Source organism: Streptomyces sp. (assembly GCF_036566765.1).
In the GTDB taxonomy this organism is placed as follows: Bacteria; Actinomycetota; Actinomycetes; order Streptomycetales; family Streptomycetaceae; genus Streptomyces.
In genome coordinates this window covers 15,161-35,557 of sequence record NZ_DATCVQ010000422.1, presented here as the reverse complement: position 1 = coordinate 35,557, position 20,397 = coordinate 15,161, and the positions used below count along the sequence as shown (strand labels likewise).

At 71.2% G+C, this 20,397-nt stretch carries 19 protein-coding genes; 7 read left to right on the top strand and 12 right to left on the bottom strand.

The genetic code is table 11. The annotated features are described in order from the left end of the window. Positions 1-5: 5 nt before the first annotated feature. Positions 6-917 carry an SMI1/KNR4 family protein gene (locus VIU94_RS24860; RefSeq protein WP_331914274.1) on the bottom strand — a complete coding sequence of 304 codons (912 nt, stop codon included), beginning with the start codon at positions 915-917 and terminating at the stop codon, positions 6-8. Between the two features lie 95 nt (positions 918-1,012). Continuing rightward, positions 1,013-2,005, bottom strand: a complete 993-nt coding sequence (locus VIU94_RS24855; RefSeq protein WP_331914272.1) for a quinone oxidoreductase family protein — start codon at positions 2,003-2,005, stop codon at positions 1,013-1,015. 129 nt (positions 2,006-2,134) lie between these two features. Between VIU94_RS24855 and VIU94_RS24850 the strand changes: the two genes are divergently transcribed. Together VIU94_RS24850 and VIU94_RS24845 are read left to right on the top strand one after the other, a co-directional pair. Further along, the gene (locus tag VIU94_RS24850; protein ID WP_331914270.1) at positions 2,135-2,467 is read left to right on the top strand and encodes an ArsR/SmtB family transcription factor; all 333 of its coding nucleotides are present in this window, start codon (positions 2,135-2,137) and stop codon (positions 2,465-2,467) included. A gap of 68 nt (positions 2,468-2,535) precedes the next feature. Then, entirely contained in the window at positions 2,536-3,186 is a 651-nt protein-coding gene (locus tag VIU94_RS24845) for a glyoxalase (RefSeq protein ID WP_331914268.1), read from the top strand. Between the two features lie 83 nt (positions 3,187-3,269). On the opposite strand, the gene VIU94_RS24840 is transcribed toward VIU94_RS24845, so the two are convergent. Further along, positions 3,270-3,641: a hypothetical protein gene (locus tag VIU94_RS24840; protein WP_331914265.1), complete on the bottom strand. Its 372-nt coding sequence runs from the start codon at positions 3,639-3,641 to the stop codon at positions 3,270-3,272. Positions 3,642-3,873: 232 nt separating this feature from the next. Here VIU94_RS24840 and VIU94_RS24835 point away from each other — a divergent pair, with 232 nt between their 5' ends. From VIU94_RS24835 to VIU94_RS24825, 3 genes are all read left to right on the top strand, one after another. Then, positions 3,874-4,545 (top strand): DUF2278 family protein, encoded by a 672-nt coding sequence (locus tag VIU94_RS24835; RefSeq protein ID WP_331914263.1) that lies wholly within the window; start codon positions 3,874-3,876, stop codon positions 4,543-4,545. 440 nt (positions 4,546-4,985) lie between these two features. After that, positions 4,986-6,083, top strand: a complete 1,098-nt coding sequence (locus tag VIU94_RS24830; RefSeq protein ID WP_331914261.1) for a serine hydrolase domain-containing protein — start codon at positions 4,986-4,988, stop codon at positions 6,081-6,083. 109 nt (positions 6,084-6,192) lie between these two features. Continuing rightward, positions 6,193-7,320 carry a serine hydrolase domain-containing protein gene (locus VIU94_RS24825; protein ID WP_414721006.1) on the top strand — a complete coding sequence of 376 codons (1,128 nt, stop codon included), beginning with the start codon at positions 6,193-6,195 and terminating at the stop codon, positions 7,318-7,320. Positions 7,321-7,356: 36 nt separating this feature from the next. Here the strand turns inward: VIU94_RS24825 and VIU94_RS24820 are convergent, their stop codons facing one another. Beyond that, positions 7,357-8,070 carry a TetR/AcrR family transcriptional regulator gene (locus tag VIU94_RS24820; protein ID WP_331914257.1) on the bottom strand — a complete coding sequence of 238 codons (714 nt, stop codon included), beginning with the start codon at positions 8,068-8,070 and terminating at the stop codon, positions 7,357-7,359. A 153-nt stretch (positions 8,071-8,223) separates the two neighbouring features. Here VIU94_RS24820 and VIU94_RS24815 point away from each other — a divergent pair, with 153 nt between their 5' ends. Continuing rightward, entirely contained in the window at positions 8,224-10,041 is a 1,818-nt protein-coding gene (locus tag VIU94_RS24815) for an ABC transporter ATP-binding protein (RefSeq protein WP_331914255.1), read from the top strand. Next, positions 10,038-11,792 (top strand): ABC transporter ATP-binding protein, encoded by a 1,755-nt coding sequence (locus VIU94_RS24810; protein WP_331914253.1) that lies wholly within the window; start codon positions 10,038-10,040, stop codon positions 11,790-11,792. The genes VIU94_RS24815 and VIU94_RS24810 overlap by 4 nt, the downstream gene beginning before the upstream one ends. Before the next feature lie 20 nt (positions 11,793-11,812). On the opposite strand, the gene dgoD is transcribed toward VIU94_RS24810, so the two are convergent. The 8 genes from dgoD to VIU94_RS24770 all read right to left on the bottom strand — a co-directional run bounded on the left by dgoD (position 11,813) and on the right by VIU94_RS24770 (position 20,127). Further along, positions 11,813-12,958, bottom strand: a complete 1,146-nt coding sequence (gene dgoD / locus VIU94_RS24805; protein WP_331914251.1) for a galactonate dehydratase — start codon at positions 12,956-12,958, stop codon at positions 11,813-11,815. Beyond that, a complete protein-coding gene (locus tag VIU94_RS24800; protein ID WP_331914249.1) occupies positions 12,955-13,707 on the bottom strand; it encodes an SDR family NAD(P)-dependent oxidoreductase in 753 nt (250 codons plus the stop codon). Before VIU94_RS24800 ends, dgoD begins: the two co-directional genes overlap by 4 nt. A gap of 102 nt (positions 13,708-13,809) precedes the next feature. Further along, positions 13,810-14,751 (bottom strand): sugar kinase, encoded by a 942-nt coding sequence (locus VIU94_RS24795; RefSeq protein ID WP_331914247.1) that lies wholly within the window; start codon positions 14,749-14,751, stop codon positions 13,810-13,812. After that, positions 14,748-15,383 carry a bifunctional 4-hydroxy-2-oxoglutarate aldolase/2-dehydro-3-deoxy-phosphogluconate aldolase gene (locus VIU94_RS24790; RefSeq protein ID WP_331914245.1) on the bottom strand — a complete coding sequence of 212 codons (636 nt, stop codon included), beginning with the start codon at positions 15,381-15,383 and terminating at the stop codon, positions 14,748-14,750. The genes VIU94_RS24795 and VIU94_RS24790 overlap by 4 nt, the downstream gene beginning before the upstream one ends. Then, positions 15,380-16,303, bottom strand: coding sequence for an SMP-30/gluconolactonase/LRE family protein (locus VIU94_RS24785; protein ID WP_331914243.1), 924 nt, complete (start codon positions 16,301-16,303; stop codon positions 15,380-15,382). Before VIU94_RS24785 ends, VIU94_RS24790 begins: the two co-directional genes overlap by 4 nt. Before the next feature lie 31 nt (positions 16,304-16,334). Further along, the gene (locus VIU94_RS24780) at positions 16,335-17,375 is read right to left on the bottom strand and encodes an ABC transporter permease (RefSeq protein WP_331914241.1); all 1,041 of its coding nucleotides are present in this window, start codon (positions 17,373-17,375) and stop codon (positions 16,335-16,337) included. After that, entirely contained in the window at positions 17,372-18,964 is a 1,593-nt protein-coding gene (locus VIU94_RS24775) for a sugar ABC transporter ATP-binding protein (RefSeq protein WP_331914239.1), read from the bottom strand. The genes VIU94_RS24780 and VIU94_RS24775 overlap by 4 nt, the downstream gene beginning before the upstream one ends. A 122-nt stretch (positions 18,965-19,086) precedes the next feature. Continuing rightward, the gene (locus VIU94_RS24770) at positions 19,087-20,127 is read right to left on the bottom strand and encodes a substrate-binding domain-containing protein (protein WP_331914237.1); all 1,041 of its coding nucleotides are present in this window, start codon (positions 20,125-20,127) and stop codon (positions 19,087-19,089) included. Positions 20,128-20,397: the final 270 nt, after the last annotated feature.

Sequence of the window (20,397 nt, the reverse complement as noted above, 5' to 3'; positions counted from 1 at the left end):
GAGGCTCAGCCGCTGTACGGCGCCCAAGCCGCCTCGATGGCGGCATCAGGCGGCGGCCCCCAGGCCAGGCACCCGTCGGCGAGACCGGGCCGGGCGCCGAAGACGAGGGAGGGCGTGTCGAGAGCGTCAGCCATCTCCTCGAGGTACGTGGTCAGCGACGCGTACTCGGGCCGGCGCTCTCCGTACCGGTCCCAGTAGCAGAGCTGCCCGGTATCGACATCGAGATAGAGCCCATAGGTGCGATCGACCGCGCCGAACGAGCACACCGGAATCCAGGAGGCCTTCCAGAAGGTGAACTCATCGCTGCCGTTGCGCTGTTGGAACTCCATCTCCTGTCGGTGGAAGGCGGCGACCGAGTCGAGGTCCATCAGCGCCCGATTGTCCAGAAGGAACGTGGCCCCGCGCACGTCGTGGACCCCGGCGCTCAGAGCCCACAGCGCCCTGAGGTCAGCAGGTACCCGAACGTTCAACGCTTCCTCCAGCGCGGCGATCTCATCCTCGGAGGCACCGCCCTTGAGCGAGGCGTAGGAGCCCGGGGCGTGATCGCGAAGCCAACCCGTGATCCGCTCCCAAGCACCGGCCACCTGCCGCGCAGCGATCGCTTCCAGCCCGGGATCGGGCGCACGGCCGGGTTCGCCGGCGCGCGTGGCAGGCGGCTGCGCGGCCACGACGTCCCTGATCTGCACCCGCCCTTCCTCCAGCAGAGGAGGCCCGTAGGCGTAGTGAACGCGCAGCGCCGGGCAGTCCTCGAACGTGTCGCCGTCGATCTCCACGGTGTAGAGGGACGGACCGTCCTGACGGCTGCCCAACAGCGGCTCGTCCTCAAGCTGCAGACACAGCACCTTCAGGGCGTACCCGACGCCCTGCCCCAACTCCGCGCAGCGCTCTCGTATGTCCACCGGTACATCAACAGCCACAGCCCACTCCTCGTCGCCTCGGGGTAGGCCCACGCTACGTTCCCTGGACGAGCTGACGACGCCCCCGTCCGCCCGGCATTGCGGATCCGGCTGTTTCAGGCGACCTTGAGCAGGAGCTTTCCGGTGCTCGTTCGCGAGTCCATCAGGCGGTGGGCCTCCGCCGCGTCCGCGAGGGCGAACTCGGCGGTGACGGGCAGGGTGACCGTGCCGTCGGCGACCTTTGCGAAGGCCTGCTCCGCGAGGGAGCGCAAGGCTTCGGGGGCGGTTCGGGCGAGGGTCAGGATGGAGAAGCCGCCGACCGAGATCCCGGTGGGGTACAGCTCCGGCTGGCCCACGCGCCACGGCTCGGCCGAGCTTGCGTTGCCGTACGAGACGAGGCGGCCGAAGACGGCGAGGGAGGCCAACGAGGCCTTGAGGGTCTCGCCGCCGACCGGGTCCAGGGCCAGGTCGACCCCGCGGTCGCCGGTCGCCTCCCGGACAGCCTTCTCGAGCGCGCGGGCGTCCCGCTCGAAGTCGCCGACGAACACCTGGTCATAGCCGTACGCGCGGGCGTACTCGGCCTTCGCGGGCGAGGACACCGTGCCGTACACCGCCCCCGCGCCCGCCGCCTTCGCCAACTGGCCGACGGCGGTGCCGATTCCGCCCGCGGCTCCGTGGACGAGCACGGTCTCGCCCGGCTGCAGCCGGCCGACCGCGTGCACGAGCGCGTACGCCGTCGGCAGCACCGTGGGGAGGGCGGCGGCCGTCCGCAGGTCGATGCCCGGCGGCAACGGGAAGACGGTCGTCGCCTCGGCCACGGCCACCTCGGCGTACGCGCCGCCTGCGGTCAGTGCGTTCACCTCCTGGCCGACGGCGAGCCCGGCGATCCCCGCGCCGACCGCCCGGACCCGGCCGGAGACCTCCAGGCCGGGCCGGTAGGGCAGCGCCTCGACCCGATAGCCCTCGGCGCGCGCCTTCAGGTCCGCGAAGTTCACCCCCGCGTAGGCCACGTCGATGCTCACCTGCCCGGGGCCGGGTTCGGGGACCTCGGTCTCCACCGCCTTCAGGACCTCGGGACCGCCGTGCTCCGCCAGCTCGATCGCGCGCATGCCATACCTCCGGCTCGACTGTTCAATGAAAAGCGAACACTGGTGACTGTATGATCTGGATCGAACACTCGGCAAGCCCAAACCCCGAGCGCCGAGCGTTGGGCCAGCCAATCCGTACGGGAGGACACCGTGACCACCGCCAGTCATCGCGCCGCCCCCCAGCACACCCACCCCGACGACGTCCCCGTCCTCACCGCCCTCGCCGCTCTCGCCGACCCCGTACGCCTCACCCTCGTACGGGAACTGGCGGGGTCCGACGCGTGGTCACGGGCCTGCGGCAGCTTCGACGTCCCCGTCGGCAAGGCGGCCCTCAGTCACCACTTCGCCGTCCTGCGCGCGGCCGGCCTCGTCGAGCAACGCGACCAGGGCCCCAAGCGCGTCAACCGCCTCCGCCGCCCCGAGTTCGACACCCGCTTCCCGGGCCTCCTCGACCTGGTCCTGCGCCGGGATCCGCAGGAGTAGAAGCAGGTGGCCGGACCGATCAGGAATGGAGAAGCGCAGGTCGACGGGGTGCCTCTAGCGTGATGGGCATGGAAGACATCGCCTGCATCACCCTCGACGTGGCCGACCTCTCGGCCGCCGACCGCTTCTACTCGACCGCCTTCGGCCTGGACACGCAGCTGCGCCTTCGGGCCTCGCAGGAGCCGTCGACCGGCTTCCGCGGCTTCACCCTCGCGCTCACCGTGTCCCAGCCGGCCGACGTCGACCACATCATCGGCGCCGCCCTCGACGCCGGCGCCACGACGCTCAAGCCGGCCGCGAAGTCCATGTGGGGCTACGGCGGTGTCGTACAGGCCCCGGACGGGACGATCTGGAAGGTCGCGACGTCCGCGAAGAAGAACACCGGGCCGGCCACCGGGCGGATCGACGAGTTCGTGGTCCTGCTGGGAGTCGAGGACGTGACCGAGACCAAGCGGTTCTACGTCGAGCGCGGCCTCACCGTGGCGAAGAGCTTCGGTCGTATGTACGTCGAGTTCGCGGCGGGGTCGGGCTCGGTCAAGCTCGCGCTGTACCGACGCAAGGCCCTGGCCAAGGAGGTCGGCGTCTCTCCCGACGGCGCCGGATCGCACCGGCTCGCCATCGGCGGCGGCACCGCTCCCTTCACCGACCCGGACGGCTTCGTCTGGGAGACGGCCGAAGCGCCGGCGCCCACGGCCGAAGCGCCGGCGCCCACGGTCTGAAGCGTCCCTTCCGCCCGCATGGGCGAGCTCACGCAGCGGGGCGGCCTTGCCGCTGGATGCGACAAGACCGCCACACGGTTCCGTCAGTAGCAGTCGCGCACCGGGTTGGTCTCGCTGGAGATCGCGGTGTCCTTCATCCACCCGAGCTGACCGTTGTCGGCGACCGTCATCAGCCAGCGCGTCGGGTGCGGCCCGCCCACCCAGGCCTGGTCGTCGAGCTTGCAGTAGAACCAGCTGGGGTTGGAGTACATGCGGCCCACGATGCGGGTGGGGTCGGGGTAGATGTGGTTGTTGCCGACGGAGCCGTACACCGGCGCTCCGGACACGTTGTTGCACCAGTAGCGGTTGCCGTCCTGCCAGCAGCCGCTCGCCGCGGAGGCGCTCGGTGCCGTCGCGGCACCGAGTCCGGTGGCCAGCACCGTCGCCGCCAGTACCGAAGCGAATTTCCTGCGCATGTCACTCTCTCCCGTCGTCGGGCCCCCGTTGGGCGCCATGCATCGGTCGCCTGGTCGTGGCGACCGTACGACCAGACGGCCAGGAGTACGGCCCCGGTTGCCGCGTTCACGACATGTTCACTCCTGCGGCCCAGTGTTCCGCCGCCCGTTCGGCTCAAGGTCGACGGGGGCGGGGGATACGGAACGTCGCCGTCACGAGGCGGAGAGCATTCGTGGGTGGTTCACTGGCGGCATGCCCTTCGACCGCTACGGCGTGCTCTCGGGAACCCTGTTCCGTCACTACCGCGACCAGCCGGACAACCAGGGCCGCTGGTTCCATGTCAACCTTGAGGTGGACGCGCCCGGCGGGCGGTACCACTGTGCCGTCGACGTCGACAGCCACAAGTCCAACGTGGGCGTCCAGTGGAAGTCCTTCGTCCTGGACGCCGGCGCTCTCGGGCCGGCGGCCGCCCTTGCCGCGGGCTACTACGACCTCGCGCCCGCACCGGACTCCGGGGCCCTGGACTACCTGCGCCACCCGGCACTGGTGGACCACTCGGGCGTCCTGTTCGAGCGCCGCCCGCCGTCCTGGCTGCAGGAGCTCCTCGACCTGTTCGGCTCGCGGCCGTGGCACGCGGGCTCGAACGTCGACGCCGCCGCCGCGTTGGAGCCGATGCTGGTGGCGGGGCGGCGCATCCTCGTCTTCGGCGAGCCGTTCGACAACGACCCCGAGGGCGACCTCGGCATGCACAACATCCACCAGAACCAAGGCGACCCGGCCGGTTCCCAGTGGTGGCCGGAGAACGGGATCTGGCAGGACGGCGCAACGGTCACCCAGCGCTCCGACGGCAAGTACCACGTATTCCTGAACAAGTTCTCCAGCCAGGCGAGCCGGACGGACAGCGCGGGACACCCTGTCGTCTGACCGCGATCCCGTCCTTGACGCCTCGGCGAGCGCGATCGCCCGGCGCCGGCATGGCTGTGTCGAGCGCCAGAGCCGCAGCAGGGCGCTGTGTTCGGACGGACGCGCCGATCGGTGCGTGATCGGGGTGGGATGCGCGACGGACGGCGGGTGATCCGGCGGGGGTCGGTCGTGAGGATGGTCGTCATGGATGCCGAACTCGAAGCGTTCGGCACGTTGTTCACCCGGGCCCGGCTTGGTCGAGGGCCGTACCCCGGCGTGGCGGCGATCCTCTCATCGATCTCAGAAGGACGGCTGTCTTGAAGAACCGATTGGCGTTGTGTGGAAGTGTGGCCGCGCTGAGTGTCTGCGCGGGCTTGGTCGCGGGGGTTCCTGCGTCCAGCGAGACACGTGCTGTGCCGGCCGGTAGTGCGAGCGCTTCGACCGGTCTCGATCCTGCGGAGTTGAAGTCCGCCCTTGATGGTGTCCACCGCGCGGGGGTTCCAGGGGTGTACGCCGAGGTGCGGGACGCCGGTCAGGCGTGGCGTGGGGCTTCCGGGGTCGCCGATGTCGGGACCGGGCGTCCCGTCACGCCCGACATGCGGCAGCGGGTCGGCAGTATCACCAAGACCTTCACCGCCGCCGCGATCATGCAGCAGGTCGAGCAGGGGCGGATAGCGCTCGATGCGCCGATCGGCGGGTATCTGCCGCAGCTCGTGCCGGGGGAGCGGGGCAGGAAGATCACGGTTCGGATGCTGCTCAACAACACCAGCGGCATCCCTGACTACATCCCCTATGCCTTTCCGTCCCTCCAGAGGGTCCCTTCCGGGCCGGACGTGCCCAAAAGCCTCGACGACAACCGGTTCCGGCAGTTCCGGCCGGCCGAGCTGATCGAGCTGGGGCTCGCGGCGCCTCCCGCCGGGGAGCCCGGAGCCACACCCGGGGTGTACTCCAACACCAACTGGCTGCTCCTCGGGCAACTCCTGGAGCGGGTGACCGGTACCACGGCCGAGGAGTACATCACCCGGAACGTCATCGAGAGGGCGGGGCTCCGGCACACCGAGTTCCCTGCCGGGACGCGCATCAAGGGGCCGCACTCCCGGATGTACGAGGCTCTGTGGGGCTTCATCGATCCGCCGCGCGACTACAGCGTCTACAACATGTCCTGGACGGGGACCGGGGCCGCTCTGGTGTCGACCATGGAGGATCTCAACCGCTTCTATCGCAAGCTCCTCGACGGCAGGATCGTCAACCACGCGTCGCTGGCGGAGATGCAGCGCACGGTCCCGGTCATCGCGCTGGACGGAACGACGATCGTCTACGGCCTAGGTCTGCACAAGGTCACGGTCCCGGACTGCGGCACCTTCTGGGGCCACGACGGCACGGTCTGGGGGGCCGGAACGATCTCCCTGACCCGGGCCGACGGCAAGCGTCAGATGTCCGTCGCGGTCAACCTCCAGAGGTGGAACAAGATGGACTCCTCGGGGAAGCCGCAGCACCATCCCATCGACGACGCGATGAAGACGCTGCAGCGGCAGGCGATGTGCGGTGACGGAGACTAGACGTACGCCGGTGGAATGTCGGGGCTGAGATCTCGGTTCTGAACTTGGCGTACAGGCGTATGCGAACGACTACCAGGGGTGGGCTGTGGGGCACGAGGTGCGGGGGGCCGTGGCGGTCGGGTTCGAAGCGGTGCGGGAGGAGTTCGCTTCCGTACTCGCCGAGGAACCGGTGGAGCCCGGGGCGCAGTTGGCCGTGTACGTGGGCGGGCGGCAGGTCGTCGATCTGTGGGGTGGTCAGGACGTCGCCGGGGACTCGCTCTTCGCGCTGTACTCCTCGGCGAAGGGGGCGGCGCATCTCGTACTCGCCCTTCTCGTGCAGGACGGAGTGCTCGACCTGGATCGGCCCGTCCTCGACTGGTGGCCCGAGTTCGCCGCCGAAGGGAAGGGGCGGGTGACGCTGCGTCAACTCGCGTCCCATCAGGCCGGGGTCGTGGGCGTCGAAGGCGGGTTCACCGCCGTCGAGTTGGCCGACGACCGGCTCCTCGCCGAGCGGCTCGCCGGCCAGAAGCCGTACTGGGAGCCGGGCGCCGCGTACGGCTACCACGCCTGGGTGATCGGCGCGCTCATCGGCGAGGTGGTGCGGCGTGCGACCGGTCGCACGGTCCAGGAGCTCTTCGAGGAACGGGTCCGGGCGCCGTACGGGCTGGACTTCCACCTCGGGCTGCCCGAGGCACTGGAGAGCCGGTGCCTTCCGGTCCAGCCCGCGACGCAACCGGCTCCGGAGCAGGCGGTCCCCGCACCGGACAGCCTGACAGGTGTGGCGTTCAACCTGAACGCCACACCCCCGACCGACCTCGTCGCCTTCGGCAACACCCGTGCCGTCCGCGCCCAGGGGCCGGCATCGTCGGGCGGCGTCGGCAACGCCCGTGGTTTGGCGCGTATGTACGCGGCCGCGATCAGCGAAGTGGACGGTCTGCCGCGGCTGCTCGCCCCGACGGTCGTCGCGGAGTTCGCCGCGGTGCAGATGCGCGGGACGGACCTGGTGACCGGCGAGCTCGACCATTTCGCCGTCGGCTTCGAGGCCCAGGGCGTGCGCTACCCGGTCCTCGGACCGGACGCCTTCGGGCACAGCGGCGCCGTCGGCGCGCAGTCCTTCGCCGATCCGGGCAGCGGCGTCGCGTACTCGTACACCCGTCGGCGCTTCCAGCCCCAGGGCGGAGGGGCCGCGGAGAACACGCGCCTGATCGACGCGGTCATGCGCGCCGCCCGCCGGAACCAGTCGGCCACTCGTCCCTGAACGCGGTGGCTGTTCGCGTGCCGGCCTGAGGTCCGTTCAGCCGTCCGAGCCCTGGTCTCGCTCGGCCCCGGTCGGCGCGGCCTGGGCCAGCAGGCCGTCGACGAGGGCGTGGAGGCCCTGGGCGTACGTGTCCTGTGCGGCCACCGTCGCCCAGCGGTGCCCGATGGCAGCCAGGCGAGGCGCCTGTGACGCGTCGAAGTTGGCCGGAGTGGCGTCCGCCGGTACGAACCGCTGGTCGTCGGGGCGGCGCCTGGAGTTGGCGCGGACGATCACCTCGCCGACGGTGTAGTACCAAAGGCTGCGGAAGACGACGATGGCCTGGTCGGGTGTGCATCCGCGGTCGATCGCTCCGGCCACGACGGTTTCGACCATCCACAGGGCCTTGGTGTCGAGGCGGCCCACGAAACCGTCGGTCATGAGGACCTCGGTGGCCCACGGCCAGGCTGCCGCGAGGGCGTCGTGGATTGCGATGGCCGCTGCGACGATGCGCTCCCTCGGCTCATCGGGCAGTTGGGGACGCTCGGTCCCGGAGACGTAGTCGTTGAGCAGGAGGACCAGCAGCTCCTCCTTGTCCCGTACGTGGTGGTACAGGGTCGTCGCTCCGATGCCGAGCTCGGCGGCCAGTCGGCGGACGGTCAGCTTCTCCCAGCCGTCCCGCTCGATGAGCAGGCGGGCTGCCGCCAGGATCTGCTCGCGGGAGGTCACGGGTGGCCGGCCGGTGCGGCCGGACGATGAGGCGGAGCGGGACATCGTCCCATCATGCTGTCCCGCCGCCCCAAGCCGCAAAACCGTGCCGCGCCGCAGAACCGGCCCCGGTCAAGCCATGCGCGTCGACAGCCGTCTCTCTCGGTGCTAGTTTCGGAACATGTTCGGAAAGTCCAATGGAAGGTCACGGGACGGACGATGACAACGCATCAGACGGAACCATCCGACGCCGTCGGGCTCGGGGAGTTACTGCGCCCCGTCCGGGCGCGCCTGAGCATGGCGATCGGCCTGCAGGCCCTCGGAGCGGTGATCGCTGTGGTGCCGTTCGCCGCAGTGGCCGAGCTGGCTGAAGTGCTGCTGGCGGACGGGCCGGTCGAAGAGGACCGCGCATGGACGGTCGCGGTGATCGCGGCGGTCGCGCTGACGGCGTGGCTGGTGCTGACCGCACTGGCCGGAGCGATCGCTCATTCCGCCGATCTGGACTTCCAGTTGTCGGTGCGGCGGCGTCTCGTCGACCGGCTCGGCCGGGTGCCGCTGGGGTGGTTCGCCGACCGGGGCGCCGGCGGGATCGGGAAGGCGGTCCAGCACGACGTGGACACGATGCATCACCTGGTCGCCCACGCCCTGCTGAACCTCACCACCAGCGTGGTCACGCCCGTGGTGACGCTGGCCTATCTGTTCTGGGCGGACTGGCGGATGGCCCTGATCCTGCTGATCCCGATCGTGATAGGCCTCGGGCTGTTCGTGCGGATGCTGGTGACCATGGAGTCGCAGACGGCGGCCTTCGACGAGGCGCAGCAGCGCATCGTCAGCAGCGTCGTCGAATTCGTCGAAGGCATCGCCGTGGTGAAGTTGTTCGGGCAGGCCCGGCGCGCACACCGGCAATACGCGCAGGCCGCCGAGGACTTCGCGGACTCCTTCTTCGCCTGGATCTCGACGGCCTTCCGGAAGAGCGCGGCCTCGGAGCTGGCGCTGAGCCCGGTCACCGTACTGCTCACCGTCCTGGCCGGCGGCACGGCGCTGATCTCCGCCGGCCACCTTCCGGCGGTCGAGCTGCTGCCGTTCGCGATCCTCGGGCTGGGCCTTGCCGGGCCCATGCAGGCCCTGCACTACTACAGCCACGACATGGAGAAGGCGAGCGCGGCGGCCAAGCGCGTGGGTGCGCTGCTCGCCGCGCCGGAGCTGTCGGCCCCCGCCGTACCGCGGCAGCCGGAGCTCGCCGGCGGCGCCCGGGTGGAGCTGGCCGGGGTGGAGTTCGCGTACGACGCGGACCGGCCGGTGCTGAGCGGCATCGACCTCGTACTCGAGCCGGGCACCGTGACGGCGCTGGTCGGGGCCTCGGGCTCGGGCAAGACCACCCTGGCGAAACTGCTGCCCCGGTTCTTCGACCCGACCGCCGGCGCCGTCACGATCGGCGGCGTCGACCTGCGCGACATCGCGCCGGACCAGCTGTACCGGCTGGTGTCCTTCGTTCTGCAGGACGTTCAGCTGCTCGACGCCAGCGTGCGCGACAACATCCGCCTCGCCCGTCCCGACGCGGACGAGGAGACGGTACGGCGCGCGGCGCGGGCCGCGGCCGTCGACGAGCGCATCGGCGCTCTGCCGCGCGGTTACGACTCGATGGTCGGCCGTGACGTCCGCTTCTCGGGTGGTGAGGCGCAGCGACTCTCCATCGCCCGTGCGATCCTCGCGGACACCCCGATCGTGGTGCTCGACGAGGCGACCGCCCATGCGGACCCCGAATCGGAGGCGCTGATCCAGGACGCGCTGTCGGAGCTGGCGGCCGGACGGACCGTACTCGTCGTCGCGCACCGGCTGGCCTCGGTGGTCGGCGTCGATCGCATCGTGGTGCTCGAACACGGCCGGACGGTCGAACAGGGCACACACGAGGAGTTGCTCGCCGCCGGCGGACGGTACGCGCGGATGTGGCAGCTGCAGGAGCAGGCCGGAATCGGGCACGCGGACGACCGCGATGCCTACGCCGGAGCGAGCAGGACACAGGGGGAAGCGCGATGATTCGTCGACTGTTCACCGCACTCGGCCCGCGGCACGACCGCGCGCTGCGCCGGTTGCTCGGCCGGCTCACCGTCGCGGCGCTGCTGCAAGGCGCGGCGTTCGTTCTGCTCGTCCCAGCCTTGCGGGAACTGCTCGGTGACGAACCGTCACGAGCTTGGCCGTGGGTGCTCGCGCTCGCGTTGCTGTGGATCGGGTACGCGGCCGTGAGCTATTCGGCGACGCTGGCCGGGTTCGTGACCGGTGTGGACCTGAGCCGCGACCTGCATCACCGGATCGGCGACAAGGTCGCGCAGCTTCCGCTGGCCTGGTTCACCCCCGATCGCGTCGGCGGGCTCGGGCGGCTGACCGCGCAGCGCGTGGTCGACATCATGGGCGTACCGGCGCATCTGCTGCGGCAGTTGGTCGACGCCGTCGTCACGCCGCTGGTCGTGGTCCTCGCGATGTTCCTGTTCGACTGGCGGCTGGCCGTGGCGATGTCCGTCGCCGCGGTCGTGGCGGCGCTGGTGTACCGGGTGGCCGGCCGCGGCATGCAGGCCGCCGACCGGGAGGCGGACCGGATCCACGCCGAGGCCGCCGGGCGGATCGTGGAATTCGCCCGCGCCCAACCGGTGTTGCGCGCCTTCGGCCGTACGGTGCAGGGGCACGCCGCGCTCGACGAGGCGCTCGCCGCGCAGCATGCGGCCGGCCGCGGGATGCTCCGCGCCTCCATGCCCGGCATCGTCGGGCTCGGTTTCGTCGCGCAGGCGTCGTTCCTCGTACTCCTGGCCCTGGGCACCCATCTGGCGCTCGGCGGCTCGCTGGCCGCGGCCGAACTCGTCGCGCTGCTGGTGCTGGCGGCCCGGTTCGTCGAACCGGTCATGCTCACCGCCGAGCTCGGCGGCGCGATCCGCGTCGCCGAGAACGCGCTGACCGAGGTCAACGACCTGCTCGCCACCGCGACGCTGCCCGAACCGGCGGCGCCCCGGCGGCTGGACGGCGCCGACATCGAACTCCACGACGTGCGCTTCGGCTACGACGGCGCCGCAGTCCTGGACGGACTGTCGATGCGGGTGCCGCAGGGCCGGATGACCGCACTGGTCGGGCCGTCAGGGGCCGGCAAGACGACCGTGATCAAGCTGATCGCGCGGTTCTTCGACCCCGACGGCGGCACGGTGCGGGTCGGCGGCGCGGACGTTCGCGAGCTGCGGACCGAGGATCTGATGTCGGCCGTCTCCGTGGTCTTCCAGGAGGTGTACCTCTTCGACGGAACGATTCTCGAGAACGTGCGCCTCGGCCGGCCCGACGCCACCGACGAAGAGGTCTACGCCGCGGCCCGCACGGCGCGGGTCGACGACATCGCCGACCGCCTGCCGGGCGGCTGGGACGCACCGGTCGGGGAGGGCGGCAGCCGCCTCTCCGGCGGCGAGCGGCAGCGCGTCTCGATCGCGCGCGCCTTGCTGAAGAACGCCCCGATCGTGCTGTTCGACGAGCCGACCGCCGCCCTGGACGCCGAGAACGAGCACGCCCTCCAGCAGGCGATGGCGGCCCTGGCGCGGGACCGTACCGTCCTGGTGATCGCCCACCGGCTGCACACCCTGCGCGAGGCCGACCACATCGTCGTCCTCGACCAGGGGCGGGCCGCGGAGGAGGGTGTCCACGACGACCTGCTCGCTCGCGACGGTCGCTACGCCCATTACTGGCGGGAGCGCAGCCGCGCGCAGGGGTGGCGTCTGACCGGGCCGGCCGCCGCTCGCGGATCGAGTACGTCATGACGAACAGCGCAGGTGCATGTTCACCACTCGGCGAGCGAGCCGTCCCGGCGCCGCCAGATCGGGTTGCGCCAGCGGTGGCCCGTCTCGGCGGCGCGTTCGACGGCCTTCTCGTCGACTTGGATGCCGAGACCGGGCTCCGTGAGGAGCTCGACATGCCCGTCCTCGTACCGGAACACCGACGGTTCGACGAGGTAGTCGAGGAGGTCGGAACCGGTGTTGTAGTGGATGCCCAGGCTCTGCTCCTGGATGAGCAGGTTGGGGGAGGCGAACCCGACCTGCAGGCACGCGGCCAGCGCGATCGGGCCGAGCGGGCAGTGCGGGGCGAGCGCGGTGTCGTACGCCTCGGCCATCGCCGCGATCCGGCGCACCTCGGAGATGCCGCCCGCGTGCGACAGGTCCGGCTGGGCGATGGCGATGCCCTGGGTGAGGATCTTCTTGAAGTCCCAGCGGGAGTAGAGGCGTTCGCCCGTCGCGATGGGGATGCTGGTCGAGCGGACGATGTCCCCGATGTGGTCGCTCAGCTCAGGGACGACGGGCTCCTCGACGAAGAACGGGAGGTAGGGCTCCAGCAGGGGCAGGACGCGGCGGGCCATCGGGATGGTCAGCCGGCCGTGGAAGTCGACGGCGATGTCGAAGCGGTCGCCGACGGCCTCGCGGACGCGGGCGACGCGGTCGACGATGCCGTGCACCGCCTCGGGCGTATCGATGAAGTCCAGCTGGGGCGAGGCGTTCATCTTGATCGCGGTGAACCCCTCGGCCTTGCGCGCCAGGGCCTCTTCGGCGACGTCGGCCGGACGGTCGCCGCCGATCCAGCTGTACACGCGGGCGCGGTCGCGGACGTTGCCGCCCAGCAGCTGCCACACCGGGACCCCGAGCGCCTTGCCCTTGATGTCCCACAGCGCCTGGTCGATGCCGGCCACGGCGCTGGACAGGATCGGGCCGCCGCGGTAGAAGCCGCCCTTGGTGAGCACCTGCCAGTGGTCCTCGATGCGAAGCGGGTCCTGGCCGACGAGGTAGTCGCTCAGCTCGTCGACGGCGGCGGCCACGGTGTGCGCGCGGCCCTCGATCACCGGCTCTCCCCAGCCCGTGATGCCTTCGTCGGTGTCGATGCGCAGGAAGCACCAGCGGGGGGCGACGAGGTAGGTGCGCAGGGATGTGATCTTCACTTGGACTCCTTCTTGACGGACCAGCCGCCGTCGACGACGAGGTCGGCGCCGGTGATGTACGAGGCGTCGGCGGAGGCCAGGAAGGCGACCGCGGCGGCGACTTCCTCGGCCGCCCCGAGCCGGCCGAGCGCGGTGGCGCGGGCGGACAGCCGCTGGTCCGCCTCGCTCACCTCGTCCCACACGTCGGTGAGGATGGGGCCGGGCAGCACGGAGTTGAACCGGACTTCGGGCCCGTACTCGACGGCCAGTTGACGCATCAGCGCGCAGATGCCGCCCTTCGAGGCCGCGTACGCGGGGTGCCCGGGCAGGCCGAAGTTCGCGTGCACGCTGGAGGTGGCGACGAAGCAGCCCCTCGTGGAGCGCAGGTCGTCCACGAATATGCGGGCCCCGAGGTAGAGGGCCTTGAGATTGACCGCGATCTCCCTGTCCCAGCCGTCGTCGGTCAGTTCGTGCGCCGCGGCGGTGATGTGGATGAACGCGTTGTTGTGCACGACGTCGGGCGGGCCCGCGAACTCGTGTGTGCAGTCGCGGAGTTGCTGCCAGCCCTCTTGGGACGAGACGTCGCAGTGGACGTACGCGGCGCGACCGCCGTCGGCGACGATGTCCTTGACGACGTCCTCGCCGGCCGCGTCGGCGATGTCGGCGAGGACGACGGTCGCGCCCTCGGCGGCCAGCCGCAGCGCGGTGGCCGCTCCGATGCCTGAGGCGGCGCCGGTGACCACCGCGGTCTTTCCGGTGAAGCGTTGCATGGGGGTGGTTCCTGTCCGGTCGGATCGGGGTCGGCGAGGTGAGGGCCTCGCGCGGAGGGGGAGGCGGGCCTTTGGCGCGCCCGGCGTTCGGGTGTCGGTGCCTCAGCGGATGACGTCGTCGCCCGTGAGCAGGCCCAGTTCGTCCCGCCGCGGCAGGCCCTCGAAGTCGCCCTGGACCGAGACGGCGAATGAACCGCACGTCGCCGCGGTCCGCAGCCGTTCCGTGGGCCCCGCGCCGTCGAGATACGCTGCGAGGAATCCGGCGACGAAGGCGTCACCGGCGCCGATCGGGTCGACGACGGTGACCGCTACGGGCGGCTGGGCCAGCGCTACGCCGTCGACCACGGCGAGCGCCCCCTCCGCGCCGAGCTTGACGATCGCCTGCCGGGGGCCGAGCGCCGTCAGCGCGTGCGCCGTCCGCTCCGGGGGCGCTTCGCCGACGAGGAGGCTCGCCTCCTCGGGTCCGGCGAAGACGAGGTCGGCCTGCCGGACGAGGAAGCCCAGTTCGGCGGCCGCGTCGTCCTTGGACCACAGCAGGGAGCGGTAGTTGACGTCGACGGAGACGGTGACCCCGGCCCGGCGGGCGACGTCGACGGCGTGGCGTACGGCGTCCCGGGCGGTGCTCCCGAGGGCAGGGGTGATTCCGGTGATGTGCAACAGCCGGGCCGTGGCGACGAGTTCCTCGTCGACGTCCTCCGGCGCGAGGCGGGAGCCGGCGAGGCCGCGGCGGTAGTAGGCGGAGCGGGTGCGGTCGGCGGTCCGGCGTTCTCGGAGCATCAGGCCGGTGGGCACGGCGGTTTCGGTGCGGACGTGGAAGACGTCGACGCCCTCCGCCCGCAGCCCGCCGACGATCATCCGGCCGGCGGCGTCCGCGCCGACCCGGCCGATCCACGCGGCGGGGTGGCCGAGCCGGCGGACGCCGATCGCGACGGTCGCCTCGGCTCCCGCGAACGACAGCCTCGCGGAGGCCCCCGGCGCGAGGGGCCCGGGTTCGCTCGCCGCGACGACGGCCATCGCCTCGCCCAGAGTCACCAGGCCGGTCACCGTGGCACCCCAGCCACAACGTCGACGAGTCGTGCCGTGCGCTCGGCCAGCGCGCCGAGGTCGCCGCCCTCGCAGGCGTCGCCGACGAGCGGGCTGCCCATGCCGAGAGCGGTGGCGCCCGCCCGGAGGTACGCGGGGGCGTCCTCAAGGCGGATGCCGCCCGTGGGCACGAGAGGTATGTCGGGCAGCGGGGCCCGTACGGCGCGTACGTACTCCGGGCCTCCGACGGACGCGGGGAAGAGCTTCACCATGGCGGCGCCGGCCTGCCACGCCGTGAGTATCTCCGTCGGCGTCAGCGCTCCCGGCAGCACCGGAACGCCGAGCCGACGAGCCTCGGCGATCACGTCGAGCTGGGTGGCCGGGGTGATCAGGTACTCGGCGCCGGCCGCCACCGCGGCCTCGGCCTCGCGCGGTGTGGTGACGGTGCCCGCGCCCAGCGTGAGGCCGTCGGGCAGGCCCTGGGCGTACTCGCGCAGGGCGTCGAGGACTCCGGGGGTGGTGAGGGTGAACTCGACGGCGCGGACGCCTGCTTGGCGCAGAGCGTCGGCGACCTGCGGGAACCTGTCGGCTGAGGTGGAGCGCAGGATCGCCACGACCGGGACGGCGGCGAGGGCGTACGGGAGGGTGGTCATGCCGTCTCCTGGGGAACGAGGTCGTCGAAGGGCACGGCCGGCAGTCCGGCGACGCCCGGTCGGCAGACGAACAGCCGCCCGGCGTGCCGCTCTTCGATCAGCTGGCGCTCGGTCAGTTCCTCGGCCGCCGTGGTGATCACGAGGGTGTCGAGGGCCGGGCCGGCGAAGGCGACGCTGGACACGTGGGAGGCGGCCACGTCCACGACGGTGTGGCAGGCTCCGTCCGGCGCGAAGGCGCGTACCTGGCCCGCGCCCCAGACCGCGACCCAGACGCTGCCGTCGCGGTCCACGGTCAGACCGTCGGGTACGCCGCCGTCGATCGCGGCGAAGGGCCGGCGGCCGCTGGGCGTGCCGGTGGCGAGGTCGTAGTCGAAGACGTCGACGCGGCGCGTCGCGCTGTCGGCGTAGTACATCAGGGCGCCGTCGGGGCTCCAGCCGAGTCCGTTGGAGATGGTCACGGAGTCGAGCAGCACCCGCAGGCCGTTCGGGCCGAGTTGGTAGAGGGCGCCGGCGCCCGGGGTCGTGTCGTACGCCATGGTGCCGGCGAGCAGGCGTCCGCGAGGGTCGCACGCGGCGTCGTTCAGGCGTCGTGGCACGCCGTCCTGGGGGAGGGGAAGGACGGCGAGCTCCTCCTGGCGGCCGCCGTCGCCGATCTTGACGAGAGACGTGGACACCGCGGCGATCAGGGCCCCGCTGCGGCAGGGCCGGACGGCGCCGACCGGGCCGCCGGGGGCCAGCGCGGTGCGGGGCAGGATGTCGGCAAGGCCGCTGCCGTCGGCGCGGGGGACCAGGCTGCCGCGGTGGACGAGGCCGGCGGTGATGTCGACCCAGAGCAGTTCTTGCAGGTCGGGGTCCCACACCGGGCCTTCGCAGAGCCTCCCGGGATCGGGGCTGCAGGGACGGGCCCTCAAGTGGCGCATATGAAGTTTCCTTGTTCCGGAGTTCTGGACGTCAGTGGGGAAGCCCGACCGCCCGTTCGCCGCTGCGCCGCTGCTGGATGACGACGGCGATGACCAGGAGCGCTCCCTGGGCGACGTTCTGCCAGAAGGTGTTGATGCCCTCCACGGTCAGGCCGTTCTCCAGGCAGCCGAGGAGGGCCACCGCCAGCAGCGTGCCGCCGATGCCTCCCTTGCCGCCCTTGAGCGCCGCGCCGCCGAGCGCGGCCGCGGTGATGGCCTTCAGTTCGAGGCCCTCGCTGCCGGAGACCGGTTGGCCGGAGCCGGTACGGGCGGTCAGCAGGATGCCCGCCACCGCCGCGACGACGCCGATCAGGGTGTACACGAAGATCAGGTACTTGTTGATGCCGATGCCGGCCAGCCGCGCGGCGGTGTCGTTGCCGCCGATCGCGTACAAGTTGCGCCCGATGTCGGTGTACTTGAGCAGCAGATGCACGGTCACGGCCACCACGATCAGGATCCAGACCATCACCGGCAGCCCGGCGATCTTGCCGCGCCCGAGGAAGATGAAGACGTCGTCGTTGAGCACGTAACCCTGGGCGCGTCCGTCGGACAGCAGCTGGGCCAGGCCCTTGTACGCGGCGAGGCCGGCGAGCGTGGCGATCGTGGGGTTGACCCGCCCGTACACGATGATCAGGCCGTTCAGCGCGCCGACGACCACGCCGACGCCGACGGCGGCGGCCATGCCGAGAAGGGCGTTCGAGCCGGTCGTGGTGAACACCATGGCGCTGACCACGGACGCGACGCCGACCTGCGAGCCGACGGAGATGTCGAGGCCGCCGCAGATGATGACCACGGTCTGCACGATCGCGAGCAGTCCGGTGATGGTCGCCGCCTCGGCGATGACCTGCATGTTGGACAGGCTCAGGTAGTTGTCGTTGAGAGCGCCGAACAGGACGAGGACGACGACGAGGGCGCCGATGAGGCTGATGTTCTGCCCGCCGATGCCGGTCAGCAGCTTCGGCCGGCGCGCCGCGCGGCCGTCACCGCCCTTGGGCCCCTGGACAGCCGGTGAGGGAGTACTGGTGAGGGTCATGATGCGGCTCCAGGGGCGGCGCCGACGATGTCGTCGGCCATGGCGAGTTCGAGGATGGATTCTTCGGTGGCTTCGCTGCGGTCGAGTTCGCCGGTGATCCGGCCGCCCTGCATGACGACGACCCGGTCGGCGAGGCCGAGCAGTTCGGGGAGTTCGGAGGAGATGACCAGCAGGGCGACGCCCTCGGCCGCCAGGTCCGCGATGATCTGGTAGATCTCCGCCTTCGCGCCGACGTCGATGCCGCGGGTCGGCTCGTCGAGGATCAGCACCTTCGGCTTGCGGGCCAGCCACCTGGCCAGTACGACCTTCTGCTGGTTGCCGCCGGACAGCTTGCGCACCTCGTGGTCGATCGACGGGGTGCGCACCCGCAGCCGGTCGGAGTACTCCTGGGCGAGCCGGCGTTCCGCCGCCCGCCGGACGAAGCGGAAGCGCCGCAGCCGGTCCAGTACGACGAGGGAGGCGTTGTCCTTGACGGACTGCTGGAGGAACAGCGCCTGCGCCTTGCGTTCCTCGGGTGCTAGTCCGAGACCGGCGCGGATCACGTCGCCCGGTCGGCCGCTGCGCAGCCGTACTCCGTCCAGCGTGGCGGTGCCGCTGTGGACGGGCAGGTCGCCCGCGAGGGCGAGGGCGAGTTCCGAGCGGCCGGCCCCGATCAGGCCTGCCAGGCCGACGACTTCGCCGGCGTGCACCCGCAGCGAGATGTCGGTGACGTCGTCCGTGGTGAGGTTGCTGACGTCGAGCACCAGCCGGTCGGTGGCCACCCGCTGCCGTACGAACATGGCGGACAGGTCGCGGCCCACCATCAGGCGGACGAGTTCGCCCTCGTTCGTGGCCCGGGCGTCCTGGACGCCGACCAGGCTGCCGTCGCGCAGGACCGCGATGCGGTCGGCGAGTTGGAAGATCTCCTGCATGCGGTGCGAGACGTACACGATCGCGATGCCCTGGTCGCGCAGTCGGCGGATCAGCGCGAACAGCGCGTCCACCTCGTGCTCCGACAGCGACGACGTGGGTTCGTCGAGCGCGATGAGCCGTGCGGTCGTGCCGCCGGTCAGCGCCCGCATGATCTCCACCAACTGCCGCTGGGCGGGCGTGAGTTGTGAGCCGAGCAGGTCAGGGTCGAGGACGTGGGCGAAGCCCAGCCGGTCCAGGTCGGCCCTGATGCGCCGGTTCAGTTCGGCCCGGTCCAGCATCCGCCCGTGCTTGCGGGGCAGGGCCCCGGCGTAGACGTTCTCCGCGACGGAGATGTGCGGGATGATCTCGGGTTCCTGCGGGATGATCCGGATGCCGGCGGCCCGTGCGCGGGCGGGGGAGTCGAGCACGGCGGGCTCGCCGTCCACGACCACCTGCCCCTCGGTGGGCTGGTGGTCGCCGGTGAGGATCTTGAGCAGCGTCGACTTTCCGGCGCCGTTCTCGCCCATCAGGGCGGTGACCTGTCCGGCGGGGAAGTCGAGCGTGACGTCGCCGAGTGCCTGCACCGCGCCGAAGCGCTTGGTGATGCCCGCCACCCCGACGGACGGGGGGTCGCAGGCCGTGGGGGACGGGCTGCCGGGGGATCCCGGGGCGGCGGCCGGATGAGGGTCTTGGTTCATCTGTCGGTTCACCTCGAAGGCAGGGTGCAGGCGCGGTCGGGAGCGGCCCCGACGCGTCGGGAAGCGGGGCGGGGAGTCACCGGCCGGCGGTCGTTCCGTGGGCGGCCGCCGGCCGGGAGCACTCAACTGCAGGTGAGTCCTGCGCTCTTCCATGAGGCGTGGTCGACCATGGTCGTCGGGGCGAAGGCCTCGGCGGGGAAGTCCTTGCCGCTCTTGAGCTTGTCGTACATGGTCTGGACGGCGAGGGCGCCGACGTCCTTGCCGTTGATGAACAGCGCGGCCTTCATGCCGCTGGGCTTGTCCGACTGCCATTCCTTGCAGGCGAGGTAGGCGCCCAGGCCCACGCCGACGACGTGGTCGGGGCCGACGCCGGCGTTGGCGAGCGCGGTGACGCCGCCCATGACGTTCTCGTCGTTGCAGCCCCAGACCACCCAGTTCTTGACGCCGGAGTTGGCGGTGACCGTCGCGGCGATCTTGTCCTGGGCGCCGGTGGGCGTGTTGTCGGTGGGGACGTCGATGGTCTTCACGCCGGGAACGGCCGCGTCGAAGGCCTTCTTCGCCGCCGCGACCCGGTCGCCGCAGACGGTCACGTCCTGCTTCCAGGCCGAGACGACGCGGGTGTCGGCGGCCGTCCAGCCGGCCTTCTTGTACTCGACGGCGGCGCGCTTGCCGACCTCCTCGCCCATCTGGGCGCCGCTGAACCCGATCCGAGGCACCAGGTCGCCCTTGCCGCAGGCGGCCGGGTCCGGGCCGGTGGTGCAGATCTGGTCGTCGGAGGTCAGGAGCGCGACCTTGCCGTCCTTCGCGGTCTGGACGACCTGCGGGCCGACGGCCGGGTCCGGTACGACGATGATGACGCCGTTCGTCTTCTGCGCGATCGCCGACTGCACCTCGCTGACGGTCTTGTTGGCGTCGTTGCCCAGGTTGACGACCTTGAGGTCGATGCCGAGCTCCTTCGCCTTCTCCTTCGCGCCCGCGGCCTCGCCGATGAAGTACTCCTGGTCGCCCTGCTTCTGCAGGTACGTGATCGAGATCTTGCCGTCGACCTTGGCGACCTGGTCGTCGGTGACGGCCTCCTTCCCGGACGAGCACGCCGTGCTCAGGCCGAGAGTCAGCAGAAGGCCGGTGGCGGCGGCCGTGCGGCGGGGGGTGGAACGGAACATGGGGAGCTCCTTGGGGCCGTTCGAGGAGAGCGAGGGAGGGCCGCGAGGCGAGGAGCGCCTCGTCGGGCATCTCAGATCCCTCAAAATCAAACAGGGTCAAACGTTTAGCTACATGACACAACGCGTTGTCGGGGGCGTCAAGACATGCGACAGGTCGAGATGAGTCCGTGATGTTCACGTGTGCCAGAAGCAACAGACATGACAAAACCCCCGGTGAACCGTTGCGTGACACGGTTGGGTGTCACGCGACGGTTCGCCGGGGGTCGAACA

Coding starts and splice junctions, on each gene's coding strand:
- VIU94_RS24770 (WP_331914237.1), bottom strand. CDS start 20,127: ATGTTCCGTTCCACCCCCCGCCGCACGGCCGCCGCCACCGGCCTTCTG.
- VIU94_RS24855 (WP_331914272.1), bottom strand. CDS start 2,005: ATGCGCGCGATCGAGCTGGCGGAGCACGGCGGTCCCGAGGTCCTGAAG.
- VIU94_RS24840 (WP_331914265.1), bottom strand. CDS start 3,641: ATGCGCAGGAAATTCGCTTCGGTACTGGCGGCGACGGTGCTGGCCACC.
- VIU94_RS24800 (WP_331914249.1), bottom strand. CDS start 13,707: ATGCAACGCTTCACCGGAAAGACCGCGGTGGTCACCGGCGCCGCCTCA.
- VIU94_RS24835 (WP_331914263.1), top strand. CDS start 3,874: ATGCCCTTCGACCGCTACGGCGTGCTCTCGGGAACCCTGTTCCGTCAC.
- VIU94_RS24810 (WP_331914253.1), top strand. CDS start 10,038: ATGATTCGTCGACTGTTCACCGCACTCGGCCCGCGGCACGACCGCGCG.
- VIU94_RS24815 (WP_331914255.1), top strand. CDS start 8,224: ATGACAACGCATCAGACGGAACCATCCGACGCCGTCGGGCTCGGGGAG.
- VIU94_RS24790 (WP_331914245.1), bottom strand. CDS start 15,383: ATGACCACCCTCCCGTACGCCCTCGCCGCCGTCCCGGTCGTGGCGATC.
- VIU94_RS24775 (WP_331914239.1), bottom strand. CDS start 18,964: ATGAACCAAGACCCTCATCCGGCCGCCGCCCCGGGATCCCCCGGCAGC.
- VIU94_RS24780 (WP_331914241.1), bottom strand. CDS start 17,375: ATGACCCTCACCAGTACTCCCTCACCGGCTGTCCAGGGGCCCAAGGGC.
- VIU94_RS24845 (WP_331914268.1), top strand. CDS start 2,536: ATGGAAGACATCGCCTGCATCACCCTCGACGTGGCCGACCTCTCGGCC.
- VIU94_RS24820 (WP_331914257.1), bottom strand. CDS start 8,070: ATGTCCCGCTCCGCCTCATCGTCCGGCCGCACCGGCCGGCCACCCGTG.
- VIU94_RS24785 (WP_331914243.1), bottom strand. CDS start 16,303: ATGCGCCACTTGAGGGCCCGTCCCTGCAGCCCCGATCCCGGGAGGCTC.